The organism is Marinobacter sp., from assembly GCF_965229985.1.
GTDB lineage: Bacteria > Pseudomonadota > Gammaproteobacteria > Pseudomonadales > Oleiphilaceae > Marinobacter.
On record NZ_OZ245935.1, the window covers coordinates 1,207,500 to 1,233,043 of the forward strand.

At 57.5% G+C, this 25,544-nt stretch carries 18 protein-coding genes; 8 read left to right on the forward strand and 10 right to left on the reverse strand.

Going from position 1 to position 25,544, the window contains the following annotated elements:
* Window positions 1-266: 266 nt before the first annotated feature.
* Window positions 267-1,409, reverse strand: coding sequence for a porin (locus ACO06L_RS05470; RefSeq protein WP_064228930.1), 1,143 nt, complete (start codon window positions 1,407-1,409; stop codon window positions 267-269).
* A gap of 358 nt (window positions 1,410-1,767) precedes the next feature.
* Between ACO06L_RS05470 and ACO06L_RS05475 the strand changes: the two genes are divergently transcribed.
* Window positions 1,768-3,519 (forward strand): ABC transporter substrate-binding protein, encoded by a 1,752-nt coding sequence (locus ACO06L_RS05475; protein WP_265103108.1) that lies wholly within the window; start codon window positions 1,768-1,770, stop codon window positions 3,517-3,519.
* A gap of 14 nt (window positions 3,520-3,533) precedes the next feature.
* Here the strand turns inward: ACO06L_RS05475 and ACO06L_RS05480 are convergent, their stop codons facing one another.
* Window positions 3,534-4,136, reverse strand: coding sequence for a uracil-DNA glycosylase family protein (locus ACO06L_RS05480; protein ID WP_064228928.1), 603 nt, complete (start codon window positions 4,134-4,136; stop codon window positions 3,534-3,536).
* A gap of 92 nt (window positions 4,137-4,228) precedes the next feature.
* Here ACO06L_RS05480 and ACO06L_RS05485 point away from each other — a divergent pair, with 92 nt between their 5' ends.
* Entirely contained in the window at window positions 4,229-4,969 is a 741-nt protein-coding gene (locus tag ACO06L_RS05485; RefSeq protein ID WP_202347461.1) for a nitroreductase family protein, read from the forward strand.
* Between the two features lie 21 nt (window positions 4,970-4,990).
* Here the strand turns inward: ACO06L_RS05485 and ACO06L_RS05490 are convergent, their stop codons facing one another.
* Together ACO06L_RS05490 and edd are read right to left on the reverse strand one after the other, a co-directional pair.
* A complete protein-coding gene (locus ACO06L_RS05490; RefSeq protein WP_202347460.1) occupies window positions 4,991-5,956 on the reverse strand; it encodes a glucokinase in 966 nt (321 codons plus the stop codon).
* Complete coding sequence (gene edd, locus ACO06L_RS05495) at window positions 5,953-7,773, reverse strand: phosphogluconate dehydratase (protein ID WP_064228925.1); 1,821 nt, start codon at window positions 7,771-7,773, stop codon at window positions 5,953-5,955. The genes ACO06L_RS05490 and edd overlap by 4 nt, the downstream gene beginning before the upstream one ends.
* Before the next feature lie 169 nt (window positions 7,774-7,942).
* Here edd and gap point away from each other — a divergent pair, with 169 nt between their 5' ends.
* Both gap and pyk read left to right on the forward strand, forming a co-directional pair.
* Window positions 7,943-8,947 (forward strand): type I glyceraldehyde-3-phosphate dehydrogenase, encoded by a 1,005-nt coding sequence (gene gap / locus ACO06L_RS05500; RefSeq protein WP_202347459.1) that lies wholly within the window; start codon window positions 7,943-7,945, stop codon window positions 8,945-8,947.
* Window positions 8,948-9,015: 68 nt separating this feature from the next.
* A complete protein-coding gene (pyk, locus tag ACO06L_RS05505; protein WP_064228923.1) occupies window positions 9,016-10,464 on the forward strand; it encodes a pyruvate kinase in 1,449 nt (482 codons plus the stop codon).
* Between the two features lie 538 nt (window positions 10,465-11,002).
* Here the strand turns inward: pyk and ACO06L_RS05510 are convergent.
* From ACO06L_RS05510 to zwf, 3 genes are read right to left on the reverse strand one after another with little or no spacing between them, the layout of a single operon-like run.
* Window positions 11,003-11,650, reverse strand: a complete 648-nt coding sequence (locus ACO06L_RS05510; RefSeq protein ID WP_202347458.1) for a bifunctional 4-hydroxy-2-oxoglutarate aldolase/2-dehydro-3-deoxy-phosphogluconate aldolase — start codon at window positions 11,648-11,650, stop codon at window positions 11,003-11,005.
* A gap of 29 nt (window positions 11,651-11,679) precedes the next feature.
* On the reverse strand, window positions 11,680-12,393 hold the full coding sequence (pgl, locus tag ACO06L_RS05515) for a 6-phosphogluconolactonase (protein WP_202347457.1): 714 nt from the start codon (window positions 12,391-12,393) through the stop codon (window positions 11,680-11,682).
* Window positions 12,386-13,861: a glucose-6-phosphate dehydrogenase gene (gene zwf, locus ACO06L_RS05520; protein ID WP_104322841.1), complete on the reverse strand. Its 1,476-nt coding sequence runs from the start codon at window positions 13,859-13,861 to the stop codon at window positions 12,386-12,388. Before zwf ends, pgl begins: the two co-directional genes overlap by 8 nt.
* A gap of 211 nt (window positions 13,862-14,072) precedes the next feature.
* Here zwf and ACO06L_RS05525 point away from each other — a divergent pair, with 211 nt between their 5' ends.
* The 4 genes from ACO06L_RS05525 (at window position 14,073) to ACO06L_RS05540 (ending at window position 20,432) form a co-directional block, all read left to right on the forward strand.
* Window positions 14,073-14,945, forward strand: coding sequence for a MurR/RpiR family transcriptional regulator (locus ACO06L_RS05525; protein WP_064228920.1), 873 nt, complete (start codon window positions 14,073-14,075; stop codon window positions 14,943-14,945).
* A 276-nt stretch (window positions 14,946-15,221) separates the two neighbouring features.
* Window positions 15,222-16,550: a carbohydrate porin gene (locus ACO06L_RS05530; RefSeq protein ID WP_227715947.1), complete on the forward strand. Its 1,329-nt coding sequence runs from the start codon at window positions 15,222-15,224 to the stop codon at window positions 16,548-16,550.
* A 216-nt stretch (window positions 16,551-16,766) separates the two neighbouring features.
* The gene (pulA, locus tag ACO06L_RS05535) at window positions 16,767-19,931 is read left to right on the forward strand and encodes a pullulanase-type alpha-1,6-glucosidase (protein WP_202347456.1); all 3,165 of its coding nucleotides are present in this window, start codon (window positions 16,767-16,769) and stop codon (window positions 19,929-19,931) included.
* Window positions 19,932-20,003: 72 nt separating this feature from the next.
* On the forward strand, window positions 20,004-20,432 hold the full coding sequence (locus ACO06L_RS05540) for a hypothetical protein (RefSeq protein WP_082905029.1): 429 nt from the start codon (window positions 20,004-20,006) through the stop codon (window positions 20,430-20,432).
* 79 nt (window positions 20,433-20,511) lie between these two features.
* Here ACO06L_RS05540 and ACO06L_RS05545 read toward each other — a convergent pair whose 3' ends face one another.
* The 3 genes from ACO06L_RS05545 to lon form a co-directional block, all read right to left on the reverse strand.
* Window positions 20,512-22,356, reverse strand: coding sequence for a SurA N-terminal domain-containing protein (locus ACO06L_RS05545; RefSeq protein WP_202347455.1), 1,845 nt, complete (start codon window positions 22,354-22,356; stop codon window positions 20,512-20,514).
* A gap of 156 nt (window positions 22,357-22,512) precedes the next feature.
* Window positions 22,513-22,785: an HU family DNA-binding protein gene (locus ACO06L_RS05550; protein ID WP_008174603.1), complete on the reverse strand. Its 273-nt coding sequence runs from the start codon at window positions 22,783-22,785 to the stop codon at window positions 22,513-22,515.
* Window positions 22,786-23,023: 238 nt separating this feature from the next.
* Window positions 23,024-25,441: an endopeptidase La gene (gene lon / locus ACO06L_RS05555; protein ID WP_064228916.1), complete on the reverse strand. Its 2,418-nt coding sequence runs from the start codon at window positions 25,439-25,441 to the stop codon at window positions 23,024-23,026.
* Window positions 25,442-25,544 lie beyond the last annotated feature (103 nt).

Sequence of the window (25,544 nt, forward strand, 5' to 3'; positions counted from 1 at the left end):
GGCATTTTTGCTCCGGCCGGATTCTATCCGCCCGGAGCTTTTTTACGCCGGAGTACACGGATAGGGGGAGGGCTTTCCCAAAACTCGCTGTAAATGCGTTCCTGTATGCTCGGCTCCGCCATCCCTGGGCTCCGCACGGTTTTGGGAAAGCCCTCCCCCTGCCCTCGGAAGCTTTGTGCATAAACTCCAACAAAAAAGGTTGAGGAATGACCCTCAACCTTTTCATTGCATCCCCTATGGTTGGAGGAGCAGTCATCTGGCATCAATCAGAACGTCAGCTGCGAACCAAAGATGATCGCATCATATTCGCCCTGCCCGTCACCCGTGCCCAGAGTAGTGTATTCCGCCATAAGGGTCAGGTGGTCTGTCGCCGCATACCGGGCGAAGAGCATGGTCAGATCGGTATCGTCACCGTCACCGGCAATAAAGTCGTCCTCGCCTTCACCATAGCTGACACCCAGCGTGGTTCGGTTGATCTGGTAGGTGGTTTCAACATACCACTGGCTGGCGTCTTCCTCGTTCGGGTCCAGGCGGGCCGCAAAAACGCCGTTGCCGGTACCCTGGGTCATGCCGTAGTTACCGCGAACACTCAGACCACCAAGTGAGACGGAGCCACCGAAATCGATACCGGACATGGTGTAGTTATCAAAAGCACCGGTTTTCGAGTCCACGTCCTGAGTGAAGCCACTGGACCATAGGGAGAAATTGTTGCCGGAGTACACCACGTTCGCTTCGATCCGGGGCATGGTGTATTCAGCGTCTGCCGCCGCTGGAAAATCTGCTTCACTAACCTTCGACGGACTGAACAGGCCAACTTTGAATTGCAGGCCGCCCAGGCTGTTGGAGGTATACATCACGCGGGGCGTGAAGTTGGCGTAGAAGTAACCGTTACCGATGCGCCCGGCGGTGGCTGCCACCTGGTCCGGCCCACCGATCAGGCCGACACCCAGCGCGCTGCCGTTATCACCAATAGCAGGAACCCCATAGATCCCGAAGCCCTTACCAATATTGACCTTGCCGAAATCGCCGGCCACGGCAATCTCGGAAACCCGGCTACGGAACTCGGCGTTGGCATCGCCCGGTGCAATGTTGGCGTTCATCTGGAAATGACCAGAGACTTCCAGGCCATTCTGGGTCGGCGCATAGATGTTGGTTTGCAGTGTTGCCGGATTAAAGCCGGTCGTGATGGTGAATGAATCCTCATCGGTTGGTTGGTCATAGTTCCCGAACACCGCAAAGATCGGAATATGCCCGTTAAAACCGGCTTTCCACCCGTTATCAGACTCAAAAGAAACTTCCGCCAGGGCTGGCGAAGAAACGCCTGCCGCCAGTAAGAGCGCGGCTGCCAGAGGAGCTTTTCGGAACGAGTGGTTGTTGGACGACGTTGGAACATTGTTATTTTCGATCATGTTAGCTTCCTGTTTTTGTTAGCGCTGAACGATCGTCGGCCACCCAAAACGTCTTGCGAAGGACATAGCCATGGGTGGCTAACTGCGTTAACGAACTGCCCGCTTTTCGTTTTAAGACGCAACAGTTCGAAACAGAACAAATCTAACGCCGAAAATCGGAAATGAAAAGTTTATGATCGAAAAAATTTTCGTTTAGACGAGCTTCAGAAAGGCAAAAATACCATAAAAACCACTTAAATTATTGTTTAATAGCACTTTAATCCAATAAACAACTGATCAATATTTTTTCGTTGACGAACCTTCTATCTAGTCATAAGATCGTTAATTGTACGAAAAGCAACAAAAACAAGAGACGATCATGAAAACATTTCTGCTATTTATCGGCTTGATGCTAGTGATTAGCCGCCCGGCAATAGCCGGCCCCCTCTTCGACTCGCTGTCCGATGAAAAGCGATCGCTCATCCGCACGCTGATCCAGGACCACTTTCCGGATTCGACCCTGTCGGGGGATGAACAGGCCGAAGAGCTGGCCTGGTTCGCCCACGCAGCCATGGAGCTCAAGGGAACCGAGATCTCGGTCCTGTCGGAACAACTGCCAACCCATGACTATGAAGCTCGGGTTTTAGCGCCTGCGTTTTCGAAGCTCACGGAGATTCCCGTAACTCACGACAGAAAACCAGAAGGCGAGGTCATCCGCCAGATCAACCTTCAGCGGATCATGGCTGCCAAAGGCCGTTACGACGCGTTCGTTAATGACTCCGACATGATCGGCACCCATGCTCGCAGCGGCTGGGCCCTGGCGCTCAGCGATTACATGGAGGGGGCAGGCAAACTGTTTACCCTGCCCACCCTTGCGCTGGAAGACTTCATCGGTCTGGAGTTCGTAACAGGCCCGGATGGCAAGATCTACCAGCTGCCCGACCAGCAGTTTGCCAACCTGTACTGGTTCCGCTACGACTGGTTCCAGCGGCCGGAACTGAGGGCTCAATTCCGAGAGCATTACGGCTACGAGCTTGGCGTACCCATCAACTGGTCGGCTTACGAAGACATCGCCGAGTTCTTCACGAACCACGTAAAGGAAATTGATGGCGAGCGCGTCTACGGACACATGGACTACGGCAAACGGGACCCGTCCCTGGGATGGCGCTTCACCGATGCCTGGTTTTCCATGGCAGGCGCAGGTGACCGTGGCATCCCCAACGGATTACCGGTCGATGAATGGGGCATTCGTATGGAGGGCTGCCATCCTGTTGGCTCGTCGGTTAGTCGTGGCGGCGCTACCAACAGCCCGGCGGCGGTCTACGCACTGGACAAATACATTGACTGGTTGCAGCGCTTCGCTCCGCCGGAAGCTGCGGACATGACGTTTTCGGAAGCCGGGCCCGTACCGGCCAGGGGACAGGTTGCACAGCAGATTTTCTGGTACACAGCCTTTACATCCGATATGACAAAAGAGGGTTTACCCGTCGTCAACGAAGACGGCACCCCAAAATGGCGCATGGCGCCCTCCCCCCGCGGCGCCTACTGGCAGGAGGGAATGAAACTGGGATACCAGGACGTTGGTGCCTGGACTATTCCGCGCGCAATGGGGGCTGACCAGCAGAAAGCAGCCTGGCTTTACGCTCAATTCACCGTCTCGCGCACCGTGTCACTGCAGAAAACCCTCTACGGCCTGACACCCATCCGGCTTTCAGACCTGGAATCGCCGCAAATGCAGCAAAGAGCGCCGGCACTGGGAGGCCTGGTCGAGTTCTACCGCAGTCCAGCGAGGACAGCCTGGTCGCCCACCGGAGTGAACGTGCCAGACTACCCCAGGCTGGCAAAGCTCTGGTGGCCAAACATCGCCGATGCGGTGACGGGTAAAGTCAGCCCGCAGCAGGCGCTCGATAACCTGGCTGCGGCACAGGACAGAACCCTGTCGGTCATTGAGCGTAATTTCCTGGCCGGTGATTGCGGCCCGAGAATGGCGGATGAAGAACAGCTAAAGGGCGAAGAGTGGTGGCTGGCCCAACCCGGTGCGCCGAAGCCTCGCCTGAGCAATGAAAAACCCCAGGGCAAAACCATCCGCTATGAGGACCTGCTCAGGCAGTGGGACATCGCGGGCAAGTAAACAACCTCCCGGCCTCAATCGGGCTCAAGAAGCTTGGCAACTCGACCCTGCAGCGCGGGCACCACTTCGCTTTCGAACCAGGGATTGCGGCGCAGCCAGAGGTTATTTCTGGGGCTGGGATGAGGCATAGGCAGAACGTCCGGCCAATACTCCTGCCAATGCTGCACATTGGCCGTGACGGATTTACGACAATCGGCCAGGTGCCAGGCGTGGGCATACTGGCCGATAACCAGAGTCAACCCGATATGCTGCAGACGATCCAGCAACAAGTTGCGCCAAGCTGGCGCGCACTCCGGCCGCGGCGGAAGATCCCCGGATTTTCCGGTACCCGGATAGCAAAACCCCATGGGCAGGATGGCGAGCTTTTGCTCGTCATAGAAGGTATCCCGGGTTATCCCCATCCATTGCCGAAGCCGATCGCCGCTGGGGTCGTTGAAGGGCAGCCCGGTCTCGTGCACTCGCCTACCCGGGGCCTGCCCGACCACCAGAATGCGGGCGCTTTCCGATATCTGTATGACCGGCCTTGGCCCACGGGGCAGAACGTCGGCGCAAATCGTACAGGCCCGCACGCGTCGAACCAGGTCGTCGAAGGGAAGCCGGGAAAGATCCTCAGTCATGAGCGTTCCGTCTTCAGGGTGATTGCATAAACAGACTTTTCTCGTAACGATAGAGGCACAATCACGACACAACAAGTCTCGAAGGACACATCATGAATGCCAAAGCAGGCCCTCTACCGCTGCCCGAAATCGATGTCGAAGAGTTCCGGAAAGTCGTTCGCACGCGCCGTTCCATCAGGCGCTTCACCGATGAGCCGATTCCCGAGACGGTGCTTGAGGATTGCCTGGAGCTGGCGACCCTGGCTCCCAATTCCAGTAACCTGCAGCCTTGGGAATTTTTCGTTGTCCGCACTCCGGCGCTGAAAGAAAAGCTTGCCCACGCCTGCCTTGGCCAGAATGCCGCGAAAACCGCCGCCGCGCTAATCGTGGTGGTTGCCCGACCCGATACCTGGCGGGCCCATGCGCGGCAAGCGCTGGAGGATTGGCCGGAAGAAAAGCTGCCACCCATCGTTGAAAAGTACTACCGCAAAGTCGCCCCCATTCATTACAACCAGGGCCCCTTCGGTATTCTGGGATTAGCAAAGAAAGCGGCAGGCCTTGCGGTGGGAATCACCCGACCTGTGCCCCGGGGCCCATACTCCACCTGCGAGATGAAAATCTGGGCCACCAAATCCACAGCCCTGGCGGCCCAGAATCTGATGCTTGCGCTCCGGGCCCACGGCTATGATTCCTGCCCCATGGAGGGTTTTGACGAGTACCGTGTCAAGAAACTGCTCAACCTGCCCGGGAAAGGACTGGTGACCATGGTACTGGCAGCCGGCCGACGGGCAGAAAACGGCGTGTACAACCGCCAGTACCGTTTTGATCAGAGCCAACTGGTACATTACCTCTGATCACGCGGCGGCAATCCGGCGTCACACCTCCGGATTGCCCAGTGCCTCGGCGGCTCCCAGCAGACCGGTGTAGGGCTCGGTGACCACATAGACCGGTGTGAACTCCAGCAGCGGACGCATTCTTCCTTTATCCTCAAAGCCATTACGGAATGGACTTTCCAGAAAGAACTCGAGGAAACGGGGCAGGATTCCGCCGCACAGGTAGACACCGCCAGTGCTCCCCAGGGTCAGAACCCCATTGCCGGCTGCCCGACCGAGGATTTCACAGAAATGGCGAAGCGTGTGACGAGCCAGGCTATCGGTGTTTTCCACCGCAGCCGAAGTGATTTTCTCCGGTGCATCCAGTGGGGCGGCCACGCCCTGAATTTCTGCGTGGGCCTGATACAGGTTCAGCAGGCCCTGGCCGCACAGAATTCGTTCTACGGACACGCGGCCAAACCGGGCCTTGAGAATCCGCAGCACAGCCATTTCGGTATCGTCCGTGGGAGCGAAATCCACGTGGCCACCCTCGGTCATTAACGGCACCCAGCCATGCTCAATGGGCACCAGGCCTGAAACACCGAGCCCAGTTCCAGGACCCATAACGAGTCTGGGGCGACGGCTGTCACCCGGGCCGCCACAAACATGCACCAGATGGTCGTCCGCAACGTGGGGAACGCCAAGGGCCATGGCGGTAAAATCATTGATTACCTTGAACGTGGACCAGCCAAACTGTTCCCGGACTTCTTCGGTATCGAAACGCCAATGGTTGTTGGTCATCCGAACCTGGGTACCGCGAACCGGTGAGGCAACTGCCAGACAGGCCCCATTTACCTCTGAAACCCCGACCCGGGCCAGATAATCCCGCACGGCGTCATCAAGATTTGTATATTCCCCACAGGGCAGAATCTCGATGGCACGAGGCTGCACGCTGCCCTGCTCTACCAGGGCAAACCGCGCATTGGTGCCGCCAATATCACCAACCAGTGAATAATGTGTTGCTGTCATGCCTCATGATTCCAGAAAAAGCTGGCCCCTTCCTCGGGATTGCTGGCAGCGCGACGCATCCAGCCAAACAACTCCCGACCATATCCGTGATGATACCCGGTCAGGTCGGCTTTTTCAGATTCCCGGCCGGCGAACTCCTGTTCATCCACGCGGATGGCAAGAACACCGTTTTCGGCATCCAGGCAGACCGTATCACCATTCTTGACCTTCGCCAGGGGACCACCATCCAGTGCCTCTGGGTACACATGGATCGCCGCGGGAACCTTGCCCGACGCGCCGGACATACGGCCATCTGTCACGAGGCCCACCTTGAACCCGCGATCCTGCAACACGCCAAGGTAGGGGGTGAGCTTGTGCAGTTCCGGCATGCCATTACTCTTGGGCCCCTGGAAACGCACGATCACAATGCAATCCCTGTCCAGGTCGCCAGCCTCAAAGGCTGCCTTGAGTTCGTTCTGGTCATTAAAGACAACGGCCGGCGCTTCAACTTTCCGGTGTTCCGGGGCAACGGCAGATACCTTGATGACGCCCCGCCCAAGGTTGCCATCAAGCACTCTCAGGCCGCCATCCGGCGCAAACGGTTCCGCAACCGGGCTCAGCACATCCGGGCGCAGGCTTTTTTCCGGCGCCGGCTTCCAAACCAGCTTCTCACCCACCAGTTCCGGCATTTCGGTGTATCGCTCCAGGCCAAAGCCCACCACGGTGTTTACGTCATTGTGCAGGAAGCCACCGCTCAGCAGCTCCCTGATCAGGAACGGGGTACCGCCTGCCTCGTGGAAGGCATTCACGTCTTCCTGCCCGTTGGGATAGATCCGGGTCATGGACGGAACCACCGAGGAAAGCTCGGCATAGTCATTCCAGTCGATGATGATCCCTGCCGCACGGGCAATAGCAATCCAGTGGATGGTGTGATTGGTGGAGCCACCGGTAACCAGCAATGCCACCAGGGCATTGACGATGCTCTTTTCATCCACCATGTCGCCCAGGCCGAGCTCGCCGCCGTGAGGCTTCGACAGTTTGATCACCTGCTCGGTTGCCGCCCGGGTGAGCTCATCGCGCAGCGGCGTATTGGGATTTACAAAAGCCGACCCCGGCATGTGCAGACCCATGACCTCCACCAACAGCTGGTTGCTGTTAGCCGTGCCATAAAACGTGCAGGTGCCCGGACTGTGATAGGACTTGCTCTCGGCCTCCAGCAACTCGTCCTTGCCAACCTTGCCCTCGGCGTAAAGCTGGCGAATACGCTGTTTTTCCTTGTTCGGCAGCCCTGAAGGCATGGGGCCTGCAGGAACCAGGATGGTGGGAAGGTAGCCAAAGCTCAGCGAGCCGATCAGAAGGCCCGGCACAATCTTGTCGCAAATGCCCAGTAGCATCGTGGCATCGAACATGTTGTGACTCAGGGCCACGGCGGTACTCATGGCGATGGTGTCGCGGGAAAACAGGCTCAGCTCCATACCCGGCTGGCCCTGGGTTACGCCATCACACATGGCGGGCGTGCCACCGGCCACCTGAGCCACGGATCCCATCCCCCGGGCCGCCTCCCGAATAAGATCCGGGAACTTTTCGTAGGGTTGGTGGGCCGAAAGCATATCGTTATAGGCCGTTACCATGGCCACGTTGGCCTTGTTCATGAACTTCAGGGTGTCTTTGTCGCCCTGATTACAGGCCGCAAAACCGTGGGCCAGATTGCCGCAGGACAGAGAACTCCGGTGCGGGGATTGGGCTTTGAGAGCATTCATGCGGTCCAGGTAGTCCTGCCGCGTTGAGCGACTGCGCTCGATAATTCTCTGGGTAACCTTGTCTACGGTCGGGTGCATGGTGGGCTCCATTGCATAATTTATTAGAGTGGTCGTTTTTAGACGTAATTTTACTTCCTTTTTTTGTCATTTCCACCGTTGAATCGTTCATTTCTTCTTTTTTTGTTGTTATATTTACTACATTACCGAGGTTAAGCGAACAAAAAACGACCACCCAAGGAGTCAGACGATGACAATCCGTATCGCAATCAACGGTTTTGGCCGCATCGGTCGCAATGTTCTCAGAGCATTGTATGAAAATAACTACCGGAGCCAGCTCCAGGTTGTTGCCATCAACGACCTTGGCGACGCCGAGACCAACGCCCATTTGCTCAAGTATGACAGCGTTCATGGCCGATTTAATGCTGACGTCAGCCACGACGCCGAATCCCTGACCGTCAACGGGGACAGGATTGCCATTACCGCTCTCCGCAATCCCGAGGAGCTGCCCTGGAAAGATCACCGTGTTGATGTTGTTTTCGAGTGTACCGGCCTTTTTACCAAACGCGACAAGGCAGCGGCACACCTGAAGGCAGGCGCCCGCAAGGTCATCATCTCGGCGCCCAGCCCCGATGCGGATGCCATGGTGGTATACGGCGTGAACCACGATACACTGACCGCCGACCACGACATCATTTCCAACGCGTCCTGCACCACGAACTGCCTGGCACCGGTTGTTGAAGCCCTGCAAAAGACCATTGGCATCGAGAGTGGCCTGATGACCACCATCCACTCCTACACCAACGATCAGAAGCTGAGCGACGTTTACCATTCCGATCTCTATCGCGCACGCTCTGCCACCCAGTCGATGATTCCAACCAAGACAGGCGCTGCCGCCGCCATTGGCAAGGTCATTCCGGAGCTTGACGGCAAACTCGACGGCCTGGCGGTTCGCGTTCCCACCATCAATGTGTCACTGGTAGATTTCGGCTTTATTGCCAGCCGGGAAACAACCGTGGAGGAAGTGAACGACGCGGTTAAAGCAGCCGCCGAGCAAAATCCGGTTCTTGGCTATAATATCGAGAAACTGGTAAGCGTGGACTTCAATCACAATGCGCTCTCCAGCATTTATGACGCCAACCACACACGGGTTCTGGGTCGTCACGTAAAAGTCATGGCCTGGTACGACAATGAATGGGGTTTCTCGAACCGCATGCTGGATAATGCCCTCGCCCTGATCAAGGCCGGCCAGTAAATCTGGCCGTCCCGGCTGATTCCGCTACTCTGTTCGAGACCATTTTGAAGAACCAAAGGACACCAACCATGCTCAGGCGTACCAAGATTGTCGCCACCCTCGGCCCCGCCACCGACTCACCGGAATCCCTCGCGGCCATTATCGCCGCCGGTGTAGACGTTACACGACTTAACTTTTCCCACGGCAGCGCCGAGGAGCACATTGGACGAGCCCGCCGCGTTCGCGAGGCGGCAGCATCACAGGGCCGGTTCGTCGCACTGCTGGCCGATTTGCAGGGCCCAAAGCTCCGCATTGCCCGGTTTTCGGAAAACAAGGTCACCCTCAAGGCAGGCGAGACGTTTATCCTGGATGCCGCCATGGATAAGGAAGCGGGCACTGAAGAAAGAGTCGGTATCGATTACGAGCAACTGATCGAAGACGTGGAACCAGGCGACATTCTTGTTCTCGATGACGGCCGTATAGAGATGGAAGTGCAGTCGGTCAATGACCACAGCATCACCTCCACCGTTCTGATCGGCGGCCCGCTCTCCAATAACAAGGGCCTGAACAAGCGCGGCGGCGGCCTGTCCGCTGAAGCACTGACGGAAAAGGATAAGCAGGACATCGTAACGGCCGCCAAACTGGGCGCGGATTACGTGGCGGTCTCGTTTGTCCGCACCGCCGAGGATATGCACATCGCCCGGCGCCTGCTGAAAGAGGCAGGCTCTGACGCGGGCTTGGTCGCGAAAATCGAACGGGCGGAACTTGCCGACGATGTCGAAGCCCTGGACGCGGTAATTGAAGCATCCGATGCCGTGATGGTTGCCCGCGGCGATCTGGCCGTGGAAATCGGCGACGCCCAGCTGGTTGGCGTACAGAAGCACATTATCTCCCGTGCCCGCGTTCTTAACCGTGCGGTAATCACGGCCACGCAGATGATGGAGTCGATGATCACCAGCCCGATGCCAACGCGAGCCGAAGTCTCAGACGTTGCCAACGCGGTGATGGACTATACCGATGCAGTCATGCTGTCTGCAGAAACCGCTGTGGGTGATTATCCAAAGGAAGCCGTGGAAGCCATGGTGCGTATCTGCCTGGGTGCAGAGAAGCATCCTTCCATGCATCAGTCCAAGCACCGGATTCACGAGAGCATGGAAGCGGTGGACGAGGCTATTGCCCTGTCGGCCATGTACGCGGCCAACCATCTTGAAGGCGTCTCAGCCATCATCTGCATGACCGAAACCGGCGCCACGCCAAGGCTGATGTCACGCATCAAATCGAGCCTGCCGATCTTTGCGTTTTCGCGCCATCACTCCACCCAGCACAGGGTTGTGATGTTCCGGGGCGTTCAGACGGTGCCTTTCGATTCTGCAAAGATTCCGAACGAGCGGACCAATGCGCTGGCGGTGTCGGAGCTGGTGAACCGCGGGGCAGTCAAGGATGGTGATCTGGTGGTGATTACCAAGGGTGATTATGTGAATGCCCAGGGTGGGACCAATACGATGAAGATTGTTCGGGTTGGGTCGGATATTCGCTGACTCTCTTCTATCTCTCCAGCCCGCTGTCGCTTGGTGTCTGACCTTGTAGCTTGAGGTTAAGTGCTGGGCGGCAGTGGGGTATCCCTTTCCAAAAACCGCTACGAGCACATCCATGTGCGCTTGGCTGTGGCCATCCTTGGCCACAGACATTTTTGGAAAGGGATACCCCACTCCCTCTCGCAAAGTTTTCAGTTATCGCTGTGTGACAGCTTTTCTAGCATTAAGAGCGTAATGTAGGTCGGATTACGCCTGCGGCTAATCCAACCTACGAAATCACGGAGACTAACGGCTTTATCGGAAAGTTTGACAAGCGCTTTGGGGCGGGGCTTCCGGGAATGTCGCTGGCCAAGGATGGCCAGCGCCAAGCGCACATGGGTGAGACCGAGCGTTTATGAAGCGAAGCTTCATGCGACAGGCGAACGACAGCAATCTATGATTGCTGGCTGGACCCCGCAGGGGTGCTCGTAGCGTTTCCCGGGAGCCCTGCCCCAAAGTGCATCCACTCCAAAACTTCCAGTCTGGGAAACCAAGTCAGAAGTCAGAGATCAGCCAGACTCCCCCGCGCAATCTCCGTAATCTGCGACCAGTCTTTGGCCGCCACCACATCAGCTGGAGTCAACCAGGTGCCACCAACAGCCTGGACGTTGCCGAGGGCCAGATAGTCTGCCGCGGTGTTGCGGCGGATGCCGCCTGTGGGGCAGAAAGTGACGTCCGGGAATGGCCCGCTGAAGGCTTTTAGGGCCGGGATGCCGCCGGCGACCTCGGCGGGGAAGAATTTGAATTCGCGGTAGCCGAGGTTATAGCCGACCATCAACTCTGAGATGGTGGCAATGCCCGGCAACAGCGGGGCTTCGGAGGTCACGCCGAATTCCAGGATGGCTTCGGTCACGCCCGGGGTGATAACGAACTGGGCGCCAGCGGCTTCCACCTGGCGGTACTGGGCAATGCTGGAGACGGTGCCCGCGCCTACCCAGGCGTCCGGGATGGCTTTGCGGACTTGTTCGATGGCTTTGAGGCCGTGTTCGGTGCGCAGGGTGATTTCCAGGACGTTGATGCCGCCATCAACCAGTGCCTGGCAAAGTGGCACGGCGTCTTCGAGATCTTGAATAGCGATCACAGGCACCAGGGGTGAGGATTGCAGTACCGCCCTGACGCGCTCGCGATGGTAATCGGAAAGTTGGTTCATGATTTTCTCCATAACAAAGATCGGGCGTTTCAGGGGCTCCAGAACACCTGGAGGCCAGGCTTCAGGAAAGCTCTGATGGGCATTTCGAGCACCTTGTCCGGTTCGGACATGGCCCGCTCGAGTGTCTGCAGCTTGTCCTCGCCCTTGAGATGCAAGGCGGTGAAGCGGGCATCTCTCAGGGGTGGCCATGTCAGGGTGATGCGTTTTTGGGGTTGCGACGCGGGCGTGGCGGCCGCAACGATTTCCTGACACTCCGGATCCATGGCGCCCTCCAGCTCCGGTGCGTCCGGGAACAGCGACGCCGTGTGGCCGTCGTTACCCATGCCCAGAATCAGCACGTCGATGGGCAGGGCCAGACCTGCCAGCTCGGCCTTCGACATCTCAAGGCCCTCGGCAGGTGTGGCGCCGGGCTGTTTGAGGGACAGGAATCGGGCCGACGCAGCTTTGTTCTGCAGCAGATGCTCGCGAACCAGGCGGGTATTGCTGGCGTCGTCGTTTTCATCCACCCAACGTTCATCCGCCAGCAACACGTCTACCCTGCTCCATTCCAGATCCTTGCCGGAAAGCGCCTTGAAAAATGGCAGCGGCGTGGATCCGCCGGATACCACCAGGCTCGCCCTGGGCGCTTCTCTCAGGCGGGCAGCCAGGAACCCGGCGACCGCATCTGCAAGATTCAGGGCCACTTCCTCCGGCGTTTCACCTGAACGGTCGCTGACACCCTCGGGCAAGCGAAGATCAGACATCCTCATACCAGCTCCTCCCGTCCCGGGTAATCATGGCGATGGAGGCAACCGGCCCCCAGGTTCCTGCGGCATAGCGCTTGGGTGGCTCACCACTGTCTTTCCAATTCTGGATAACCTGGTCTACCCAGCGCCAGGCAAACTCCACCTCGTCACGACGGACAAACAGGTACTGGTTGCCTTTCATCACCTCCCACAGCAGACGCTCGTAGGCGTCCGGAATACGGTCGGTGGCAAACGTCTCCGAAAACGTCAGCTCCAGCGGGCCCTGGCGAAGGCGCATGCCCTTGTCCAGACCCTGGTCCTTGGTGAGGATTTTCAGGGCCATACCTTCATCTGGCTGAAGACGGATGATGAGTTTGTTGTTGGCCAGGTGCTTCTGGTCCGGATCAAAGATGTAATGCGGCGCCGGCTTGAAGTGAATGATAATCTGCGACAGCTTCTCCGGCAGGCGTTTGCCGGTGCGGATGTAAAACGGAACACCGGACCAGCGCCAGTTGTCGATCTCGGCCTTGAGCGCCACGAAGGTTTCGGTGGCACTGCCCTTATTCGCACCCTCTTCTTCGAGGTAACCGGGAACCGGTTTGCCGTTACTGGTGCCGGCGGTGTACTGACCACGCACAACGTAGCTGTCCATCATGTCCGGAGTAATCTGCTTCAGCGCCTTGAGCACTTTTACCTTTTCATCCCGAATGCTGTCCGCGGACAAATCCGAAGGCGGGTCCATAGCGATCAGACACAGCAGCTGCAACAGGTGGTTCTGGATCATGTCGCGAATCTGGCCGGCCTTGTCGAAATAACCCCACCGGCCCTCAATGCCAACACTTTCAGCAACGGTAATTTCCACGTGTGAGATGTGGTTCTGGTCCCATTGGGAGGCAAACAGGTTGTTGGCAAATCGCAAAGCGATCAGGTTCTGAACCGTTTCCTTGCCCAGGTAATGATCAATCCGGAACAGCTGGTTCTCGTTGTAGACTTCACCCAGCTCGTCGTTGATCACCTTCGACGACTCCAGATCGTGACCGATCGGTTTTTCTACCACCACCCGCGTCTTCTCGGTACAGCAACTGGCGGAGCGCAGGTTTCGGGCTATGACGCCATACATGGACGGCGGGGTTGCCATATAAACAATAAGCTCATTGTTCGCGTCATCACGCCACTCGTTGAGCACACCGAAAGCGTCCGGTTCGTTAAAATCCAGAATCTGGTAATCAACCCGCTTCAGAAAGGACTTGGCCAGTTCAGCATCGAACTCTTCTGGCTTTACATGCTGCTTCAGCTTGTCAAATAACTGCTGGCGTACGGTCTCGGTATCCGCCTCTGTGCGGGCAATAGCCAGCACCCGGCTACCGTCAGCCAGGAGGTTGGCGCGCTCCAGCTGGTACAGGGCCGGAAACAGTTTTCGCTGGGCAAGGTCACCCAACGCTCCGAATAGCATGAGGTCACAACGGGTATTAATCTTGTTGACCATTGGTTCCTTCTCTCTGGTGGGCAGCCCGTCGCAAAAACTCGATGACAGGCATCAATGTAGTAATTTTAAACAAATAATGACATCCAAAAATCAATTTTCCAAGAAAAAACTGCGTCTCGTGATACTTTTACTACCCCAAAACCGGTAAAAAAGCGGTATAATCACCGCGTTTTCAAGACAACGACCGCCCATGATTCAGGGAGTACCATTGATGGCCGCGAACCAGGCGCACCGTGACGACAATCTGCTTGAGGACATCCAGTCCAGGCTGGAGACCCTTAACAAATCCGAGCGGAAAGTGGCCGAGGCCATTCTCCGCGACCCAAGCGCGGCCACCCGTTACAGCATAGCTGCCCTGGCCAGAGCCGCCGACGTCAGCGAGCCAACGGTTAACCGTTTCTGCAGGGGGTTCTCGGCCACAGGCTTCCCGGATTTCAAGATCCGCCTCGCCCAGAGCATCGCCACCGGCACCCCCTATATCGGCCAGAACGTCGAGCCTGACGACACCGTTGCCGAATTCGCCGACAAGATCATGCTCAGTACCATTGCCAGCCTGGACAAGGCCCGGCAGGCGCTCGACCCGAAAGCCCTGGCCACTGCGATCGATTACCTGATCCAGGCCAAGCAGATCAATTTCTTTGGTATGGGCGGCTCTGCTGCTGTGGCGATGGACGCCCAGCACAAGTTTTTCCGCTTCAATATTCCGGTCATGTCCTACGACGACGCCCTGATGCAACGCATGGTTGCGGCCGGCGCCAACGTGGGTGATGTCATCGTGCTCATTTCGTATACAGGCCGCACCCGGGAAACCGTGGATATCGCCCAACTGGCGCGGGCCAACGGTGCTACTGTGATTGGCATCACCAATCCCGACTCCCCACTGGCAGAAAGCTGCACGGTGGTGCTGGGCGTGACCGCTCCTGAGGACACCGAGGTCTATATGCCAATGTCCTCACGCATCATTCACCTGAGCGTTATCGACATCCTCGCAACCGGCGTAACCCTGAAACGCGGCGCGGACTTCCTCGGGCACCTCAAGAAGATCAAGGAAAGCCTCAAGCCCACCCGCTTCCCGCCGAACTGAGAACGACTGCAGGAAAGATAGCAAAGCGAATAACGGAGGGGCTCATCCTCCTACGCCCCTCCTCCCCCTGAAAACTCACCCCCCAAATTCTTTGGGGCGGATGATGTACTAACCCCTACGTTACAACACTATGAAATCCGGTTTCCCAATGTCTGATTGGCAGAAGCTGCAATCGCGGGAACCGGAAGCCTGATCCGGCCATTGCCGATCCAGTTTCGGCATCCGGAGATTCCGCTTCCCTGACATTTAAAAAATGACAAAAAGCACAGGACACAGATGATGCAAAATAAAAAGCGCTTTACTGCAAACAAGCTTCCCCTGGCTGCAGCAATCACCGCCGCAGTCCTGGCAACGCCAGCCGTTGCCGTTGACTTCCACGGTTATGCCCGGGCAGGCGTGTCCACCAACATTGGCAGCGGTGGCGAGCAAACCTGTTTTGGCAGCGGCTCTACCGGCCACTACGTTGGTCGTCTGGCCGATGAATGCGACACCTATTCTGAACTGGCACTTGGCGACGAACTGTTCAGCCAGGACGGCAAAACCTTCCGGTTTGATTCCATGCTGGCCTACAGCGCTAACCGCCAGGGCAACGACTACCAGGCCCTGAACGGCTTCAACAACATCAACAACGTGGATTTTGGCAATCAGGAAACCACGTCGAACAGCTCCGACCCCTACGGCGGTGGTGACATTGCACTTCGCCAGCTCTATGTCTCCGCCAACAACGTGATTGAATCGCTGCCCGGCTCCACTCTCTGGGCCGGTAAGCGCTTCTACAAGCGGAAGGACATCCACCAACTGGACCTGTTTTACGTCAGTAACGCCGGCTATGGCGCCGGTATCGAGAACATCACCGCAGGCCCCGGCCAACTCTCACTGGCCTACACCAACTCCGATACCAGTGATGGCGACAACTTTGTTCAGAACAACAAAGTCGACGTGCGCTACTCCTTCCCTCTGGCAGGCGGTAACAACCTCGAGCTGATCGGCATTTACGCCATGGCCGACCTGACCGACGCCCAGGAAGACGCCGGCGTAAATGATGAGAACGGCTACTTCTTCACCGCAGAATTCTCGTCCGGCGTGATGGGCGGTTTCAACAAATTTGCGGTTCAGTACGGTGCTGATTCCATGGGCTTCGCCCTGGCGGAGAATGCCAGTGGTGGCCGGGTGGACAACGGCAACGTGGCCGGCTACTTCGAATCCAGCTGGCGCGTGCTCAACCACGGTGTGATCAAACTGGGCAAAGGCTGGGATCTCGGCCACTCCGTTGTCTACGAGCAGGCCGAGTCTCATGACCCGTCCGCCAAAGACGGCGAACGCCTGAGCATTGTTGCGCGCCCGATCTACAACTGGTCGCCAGTGATGAGCACCGCAATCGAAGTGGGCTACAGCGACACCGACCGCCCCTGGTTCACCGAATCCCAGGACCTCGGTAAATTCGCGATCGCCCAGCAGTGGCAAGCAGGCCCCGGATACTGGGCGCGCCCGGTTATCCGAGCCTACGCCGCAACCTTCTTTGGTGACGAAGCCGAAGGAGCTCGCGGTGGTGAAGGTGTCGATGGAGATATCCAGATCGGCGCCCAGATCGAAGCCTGGTGGTAAGGCTCTAAAACCCACACTCTCGTTGGACCTCCTCTGGGCCGGCTTTTGCCGGCCCCTTTTTTGCCTGCTGAACCGTTTCTACTACCCCAGCACCATTCCATCTACGCCCCGAAAAATTGCCCGCCGAAGGATGTTCTTCCGGCTTTATCACGCAACTATGAAACTGACCCGAAAGGGTTCAAAGCCAAACAAAAACAATGGAAAAGGGGATTTCCCATGCCTGAGCAAAAACTGGTTGCAGGCAGCCTGGCACTGGCGTTTTCGCTGGCGCTGGCCGGCTGCAATTCCGGAAGCGACAGCGCTGCGCCGGACGACGGCACCGGTGGTGGCGGCCAGACCGACACACTGCTGGAGCCGGGTGAAAACGAAGCACTGCTCTATTACAAACGACCTGACGAAAACTACAGCGGCTGGGGCCTGCATCTCTGGAACAACCCCGCAGATGGCTGCGACGGTCTTGCCGAGGGGGTTCCAACAGAATGGAGCAGCCCACGGTTGCCCGATGGTGTCAGCGACACTTACGGAGCCTGGTACCTGATCCCGATGCGCGAAGCCGGAGAGTGCATGAACTTCATCATGCACAAGGGCGATGAAAAAGATCTGGGCGGCCTTGATCACCGCTGGCACTTCGGCTCGCTCGGCGACCGAATTTTTACCCTCAGCGGCAGCCAGGAATTGTCACAAAACCCGATTGAGGCAGAGGCCGTAACCATCGCCGGGGCCAAGGCTCACTGGCTCGATGAAACCACGGTTGTGATCAAGGACGCAGGTAGCCTGGCCCGGGTTGAACTACGGCACGACCAGAATGCGCAAATCAATGTTACCGAAAGCGAAACGCTCGACGGGGGACAGTCCCTGGCACTATCGGCAACGTCCCTTGCTCCTGCCCTTGCGGAAAAATTCCCGCACCTGAGTGACTGGCCGGCCTTTGAGGTTCAGGCAGGCAACTCGGACATCAAAGCGGCCCTCAAAGGCCAACTGGTGGCCGCCGGCTTCAACAGTAGTGACGATCTGGTCATGGCGACCGGCGTCCAGATTCCGGGGGTGCTGGACGATCTGTTTGCCTATAACGGGGAGCTGGGTGCCGTGGTAAACGGCGCAGACGTAGACTTCGCCGTCTGGGCGCCCACCGCACAGTCTCTGCGTCTGCACGTTTTCGACGATTCTGGCACTCTGCTTACAGGCTACCCGGTCAGCATGACTGAAACCGATGGCGTCTGGACCCACAGCGGAAGTTTTGCGGACCTCGATCAGCAGTTCTACCAGTACGAAGTGACTGTCTACCATCCCAGAACGGGGGCCATCGAAACCACCATGGTTTCGGATCCCTATGCGCTCAGCCTCTCAACCAACGGCGAGTATGCCCAGGTTGTGGATCTGGAGAGCAACCACAAACCGGCTGGCTGGGATTCTCTGTCAACACCGGCCATGCTGGCGCCGGAGGATGTGGTTGTCTATGAGACCCACATTCGTGATTTCAGCGCCACCGATGAAACCCTGGATCCGGCATTGAGGGGCAAATACCGTGCATTCACCGCACCCGCAGACGGTAGCGTCGACAGCGTCGCACACCTGAAATCCCTGGCCGATGCCGGCGTCACCCACCTCCACCTGCTTCCCGCTTTCGATATTGCCACCGTCAACGAGGACCCCACCGCGGTGGTCGACATCAGTGATGACTTCGGCCGTCTTTGCGATCTTTCCGACGATACTGCCAGCGCCTATCAGTCATATTGCGCCAGTGGCAAAACGATTCGTCAGGTGCTGGCTGAATTTGATCCGCTGACCGGCGACGCCCAGGCTCTGTACAACACCTTCCGGGACCTGGACAGCTTCAACTGGGGGTACGACCCGGTACACTTCACCGTTCCGGAGGGCAGCTATGCCTCCGATGCGGACGGCACCCAGCGTATTCTGGAGTTCCGGGAAATGGTGCAGGCGGCGACAGCACTCGGCCTGAACGTGGTCATGGATGTGGTCTACAACCACACCAACTCATCCGGGCTTGCCGAGAATTCCGTACTGGACAAGCTGGTCCCGGGGTATTACCACCGCCAGAATCCGGAAACCGGAGCGGTGGAACAATCCACCTGCTGCGAGAATACCGCCAGCGAACACGCCATGATGGAAAAGCTCATGGTGGACTCACTGGTGACCTGGGCGGACCATTACAAGATCTCCGGTTTCCGCTTCGACCTCATGGGCCACCATATGCTCAGCAATATGGAAAAAGCCCTTGCAGCGGTAAAGGCAGTTGATCCGGACACCTACTTCTACGGGGAGGCCTGGAACTTCGGCGAAGTGGCCAATAATGCCCGGGGCCAAAACGCCATCCAGTCGAATATGGCAGGCACCGGCATCGGCTCTTTCAACGACCGGCTCCGGGATGCCGTCCGTGGCGGTGGCCCATTTGACGGCGGCGATGCCATACGCGCCAACCAGGGCTTTGGCAATGGGCTCTTCACCTTACCGAACGATCGCAACAGTGGCAGCGAAGACGAGAAAAACCGCCTGCTGCAGCTCAGCGACTGGGTGCGCATCGGTATTGCCGGCAGCCTGAAGGATTTCAGCTTTGAGACGGCCAACGGCGAGATTCTGAGTGGCGCCCAGATTGATTACAACGGGCAGAATGCCGGCTACACCGACGATCCCCAGGAAATCATCAACTACGTCTCGAAGCACGACAACCAGACCCTGTGGGACAACAACCAGTACAAGGCAGATTATGCCGCGACCACTATGGAGCGGGCACAGATGCAGGTGATCAGCCTGGCCGTACCCATCCTCAGCCAGGGCATCCCATTCCTGCATATGGGTTCGGAGTTGCTGCGCTCAAAATCCATGGAACGGGACAGCTACGACTCCGGCGACTGGTACAACGAGGTGGACTTCAGTTACCAGAGCTCCGCCTGGAATCGGGGTCTGCCACGCCAGGACAAGGACGGCTCGAACTGGGACCTCATCAGCGAAGTGATTCAGTCCGCAGGAGCCGGTGCAGCGCCAACGCCTGAAGCGATTGCCTACACCAACGAACAGGTCGGTGAGCTTCTGACCGTGCGCAGGGACAGCCCGCTGTTCCGCCTGCAGACGGCCGAGGCTATCCAGAATCGGCTGCACTTCCTGAATACAGGCTCCGGGCAGATTCCAGGAGTAATCGGTTACAGCCTGCTGGATGACACCAGCAACGACCTTGCAGATCTGGATGCCGCCAACGACGAGATTGTTGTTGTGATCAATGCCAGCAATACCACCCAGACTCTAAGTACGGCGCTGACCGGCACCTTTGCTGTCTTGGCGGACACCTCGCCAACCAGCACGGCCAGCGCGTCGGGCGGCGATTTCTCCGTTCCCGCACTGTCCGTTGGCGTCTTTGCCCGCTGACCGGCGGGTACTGGGACCACCAAACAGCCACCGGGCCACCCGGTGGCTTCTACAAAAAGAAGGAGAACACCCATGAACATGAAACTCCACACTCTCGCCCTGGCTTCCGTTCTGGCCGTCACCGGTTGCGCGACGACCGGGGGCGAGCGAGACTACAGTGACTCGCTGTATCTCAGAGGCCAGTTTGCCTGGTGGGATGCACTGCCAGAGTACAAAGTGAAGAAGGTCGACAGCGGGCTGTACCGGACTGAAGTGGAACTGAAAGCGGACGGTCAGCCCTACGAATTCAAGTTTGGCGATGCCAACTGGAGCAGTGGCACCAATTGTGGCTATCTCTCAGAGGCCGACGACAAGGTGGTTGAGCTGGACAAGCCGGTAAACGCTAACTGTTCCGCCGTGTTCGAGAACTTCCGTTTCACACCACCGGAGTCGGCGGTCTATGGCTTCTATTTTGACACCTCCGGCGAAGTGCCACAGGTCTATATCAAGAAGGCCGAATAACAGAAAAGCCCGGGCATTCGCACCGGGCTTTTCATCTCTCGCGGGGCGCCATTCGGCGCCCTTTTTTATGGAGCAGACATCAGGGTCTCTCGACTTCCGCCCGGTTCCTCAGGAACTGCTGGTAGGCGGCGTATTCACGCTGCCCTTCAAGCGACGCCAGGAACTCACGGAGCTGGTTCAGCTCAGTGCTTTCTTCGGCCACCTGACCGTCGGTGACCTCATCCAACGCGATCACAGCAGCTGAATTGGCCGTAACAGCCTTGCCGAAACGGGCGTTATCCGCAGGACGGGGCAGAGAAAAGACCTGTTGCAAAATGGCAGGCCCAACATCCGAGGAGTTCCTGGCAAGGCCTTCATAGCTCGACCATTCACCAATACCCTCAGGGGTCTCGCCCGCTTCAAGGTCAGCGATAATCATATCGGCCCTTTCAGAGAGAGCCTCACGTGTCTTGCGCTGCTCAAGTGTGGTTCGGATCTGACCACGAACCTCGTCCAGCGGCAGCTGTTCGGCCTCATGGTACTCCCGAACCCGCGCGACAACGGACACGTTGTCACCGACATCAATCAGCTCGGTATTGTAGCCCGCCTCCAGAACATCCTCGGAGAACAGCTGCCGAACCAGGCCGGCATGATCAAACGGAGCCTGACCACCTTCGCGGGTAATGCCGGTGGCCTCACGCACCTCCAGACCGAGCTCTTCCGCAGGGCCGGCCAGATCATCGGCTGCATAGGCAGAGTCGGCGAGCTCGGCACGAACTTCCGCAAAACGCTCCCTGGCCTGTTCACGAGCCAGCTCACGACGCAGTTGCTCTTCCATTTCGGCCAGAGACGGCACCTCTGACTCCCTCACATCTTCCAGGCGGATCAGATGGACACCAAATGACGTACGAACCGGCTCGGAAATTTCCCCCTCTTCAAGGGCAAATAACGCTTCCTCGAAAGCCTCGGCATAGATTCCCCTGCCGGCATAACCCAGATCGCCGCCTTCCTCAGCGGAGACGGTATCGATCGAATACTCCCGGGCCAGATCGGCAAAGGACTCACCGGCCGCCAGGCGCTCCTGGATAGTCGCCATGGTCTCGTCCGCATCGCTGCCCTCTTCGATCAGGATATGAGCCGCACGACGCTCCTCGCTCGCCAGATCAGCCGACCGCTGCTCGTAATAGGCCTGAAGCTCCGCATCGTCAATTTCAATGCTCTCGGCAAGGGCACCTTGGGACAGGGTGATATAGGCTGCATCGACCCGCTCCGGCTTCTGGAATGCCCCTGAATTCTCTTCATAGAAGGCTTCAATATCAGCCTCAGTAACCGAGATAGTGTCGGCCACTGCGCTGGCAGGAATATCCAGCACCCGGAAACTGCGGGTCTGATTCTGGATCTGGAGCAGTTGCTCGGCGTTCTCATCCGCCACCAGGCCACTCTGGACGATGCCTGCACGGATCTGGTTAACCACATACTGCTTGCGCATGGCTTCGCGGAATTCGCCGACACCCATGCCCATGTTGCGCACCGTGGAAACGAACCGGTCGCGGTTAAACTGTCCGTCCACCTGGAACTGCGGCATCTGGGTAATCAACGCATCGATATCGGTATCATTGAGTTCCAGACCCTGGGCATTGGCATCCTGGATCAGGACCTGCTCCTGGATCAGGGAATCCAGTACATCCGTGCGGATCTGGTCTTCGTTAAGCATGGAAGGATCGGGAGTTTCCATTCTGGATAGCCTGCGCTGGCTCTCCATCTGCACCACGCGGAGAAACTCCCGCTCGGTAATATCCTCGCCATTGACCGTTGCCACTTCAGGCTCGCCGGAGAAGCCGCCAACAATGGCGTCCATTCCCCAGATGGATAGCGACACAATCAGAAGACCAATGATGATCTTGGCAATCGTGCCCTGGGCATTTTCCCGAATATCTTGAAGCATGTTTCTCCCGGATCCCTGTTCAAGGTCGTGCAGTGTTATTCGTTTGAGCGCGCTGTTACGGGCGGACTTAACGTAAAAAGGCGCACCCGGTCTGGAATGCGCCTTGAATTCTTCTTGGGTGGCTCCCTGTGACAGGAGCCACCGGAGAAAGAACCGTTACTTAACGGCGTCTTTCAGGGCCTTGCCTGCTTTGAACCCAGGCACTTTGGAGGCCGGAATCTTGATCTCGGCACCAGTCTGCGGGTTACGACCGGTACGAGCAGCACGCTCTTTAACGGAGAAGGTACCAAAACCGATCAGAGTTACCTGATCGCCTTTTTTCAGGGCACCGGTGATGGAGTTGGTCATTGCGTCCAGAGCACGGCCAGCGGCGGCTTTGGAGATATCTGCGGACTCTGCAATTGCATCGATAAGTTCGGACTTGTTCACACTAAACCCCTTCGATTTCAGGTTGAAGATGTTATAGGTTGGTTTGTTTTTTCTCGGACGTTCTCGACTATCGCATAAGCGGTCAGAGAATTCCATTCTTCAGTTTTCTTATTCCTTTCGGCTTTATACCGGCATTCGGAATAGGCACTAACTGCGCGGGAGCCCTTGGTATTGGCTGCTTCACGGCGAAACAGTTATACCAATGGGCTCTCAGGCATGTCAACAACTCATCAAGGCTTTAATGTGTATTTATGCGTTCTGACGCGTCACCTTCTTCATCACGCGGCTTACCAGACCCGGTTTCCGGGGATGAATCTTCCGCCCTGGGCTCGGGCGGATAAGCCAGCGCAATATCCAGCACTTCGTCAATCCACTTCACCGGGCGAATCTCCAGCGATTCCTTGATATTCTCCGGTATCTCCTTGAGATCCCGGACATTTTCATCCGGAATAATCACCGTCTTGATGCCACCCCGGTGCGCCGCCAGCAGCTTTTCCTTCAAGCCGCCGATGGCCAGTACACGCCCGCGCAGGGTAATCTCACCGGTCATTGCCACGTCGGCGCGAACCGGAATCTTGGTCAGTGAAGAAACCAGCGCCGTGCACATGCCGATACCCGCACTCGGGCCGTCTTTCGGTGTTGCACCTTCCGGTACGTGGACGTGCAGATCGTGTTTCTCGTGGAAATCATCCGCAATACCCAGTCCGGGTGCACGACTGCGTACCACTGTCAGGGCCGTCTGGATGGACTCCTGCATCACATCACCCAGGGAACCGGTTTTGACTACCCGGCCCTTGCCCGGTGTGAGTGCACATTCAATGTGCAGCAGTTCGCCGCCAACCTGGGTCCAGGCCAGACCCGTAACCTGACCGATCTCGTTCTTTTCCTCGGCGAGGCCGTACTTGAATTTCTTGACCCCTGAGTAGTCTTCAAGCATGTCCTGACTCAGGGTCACAGATGCCTTCTCGCCACTCTCCACGTGGTCGCGTACCACCTTACGGCAGATCTTCGCAATCTCGCGCTCCAGGCCACGCACACCGGCTTCACGGGTGTAGTATCGGATCAGGTCCCGGAGGGTATCCTCGGGCAGCTTCAATTCGTCCTTGCGCAGCCCGTTTGCCTTGATCTGCTTGGGCAACAGATACCGCAGGGCAATGTTGACCTTCTCGTCCTCCGTGTACCCGGGAATCCGGATAATTTCCATCCGGTCCAGCAGCGCCGGCGGAATGTCCATGGAGTTCGAGGTGCACACGAACATCACATCGGAGAGATCGTAATCCACTTCCAGGTAGTGATCGTTGAATGTGTGATTCTGCTCCGGATCCAGAACCTCAAGCAGCGCTGATGCCGGATCACCGCGGTGATCCATACCCATCTTGTCGATTTCATCGAACAGGAACAGCGGGTTTTTCACGCCCACCTTGGACAACTTCTGCAGAAGCTTGCCCGGCAGCGCACCGATGTAGGTTTTCCGGTGACCACGGATCTCGGCTTCATCCCGAACGCCACCCAGGGCCATGCGGGTGTACTTCCGGTTGGTGGCACGGGCGATGGACTGCCCGAGCGACGTTTTACCAACGCCAGGAGGCCCAACCAGGCAAAGCACCGGACCCTTGACCTTCTTCACACGGCTCTGAACCGCAAGGTATTCCAGAATGCGCTTCTTGACCTCATCCAGGCCGTAATGATCCCTGTCGAGGATTTCGCGGGCTTTCTCGATGTCGTGACGGACACGGCTGCGCTTCTTCCAGGGAATCGCCAGCATCCAGTCGATGTAGCCACGCACTACGGTAGCTTCCGCAGACATCGGCGACATCATCTTGAGCTTGTTCAGTTCGGTTTCGGTCTTCTTGCGGGCTTCTTCCGGCAGACCAGCTTCCTCAAGCTTCTGCTCAAGTTCCTCGAAGTCGTTGTTGCCTTCGCCCAGGTTACCCATCTCCTTCTGGATAGCCTTCATCTGCTCATTCAGATAGTACTCGCGCTGGCTACGCTCCATCTGCTTCTTAACGCGGCCACGAATACGCTTCTCGACCTCGATCAGGTCGATCTCGCCATCGAGCTTGCCCAGCAGCAGGTCCACGCGCTTGCGGATATCCAGCGCTTCAAGAAGCTCCTGCTTTTCGGGAATGCGCATTTCCAGATGCGCGGCCATGGTATCGGCCAGACGTTCCAGCTCCTCAATACCCGTGAGAGCATTGGAAACTTCGGAGGGCACCTTCTTGGACAGCTTTACGTACTTCTCGAACTCGTCCATCAAGGTCTTGACGAGCACTTCCTGCTCACGCTCAGGCAGCCCCTCTTCATCCATAAGGACAGCGCTACCGGACAGGTATTCGCCCTCAGTGATATCGCTGATAGTGGCGCGGGCATTACCTTCCACGAGCACCTTGACGGTGCCGTCGGGCAGGCGGAGCATTTGCAGGACCGTGGCCAGAGTGCCCATCTCGAACACATCCTTGGGACCAGGTTCATCGGTGGAAGCATCTTTCTGGGCTACCAGGAGGATTTCCTTGCTTCCTTCCATCGCGGCTTCAAGAGCCTGAATGGATTTTTCACGGCCCACGAACAGCGGGACCACCATGTGCGGAAACACCACCACGTCACGCAGCGGGAGCAGCGGGTATTCTTGCACGGCATTCTCGGGTATACGGGTCATTGGGAATCCTCTGACGGTATTTACTTCAGCATATCACCCTTCATTGGGGCGCCCGCAAAAATTGCAATATTTTTACCAAACGAAACAGGGCAGGAATATCGGG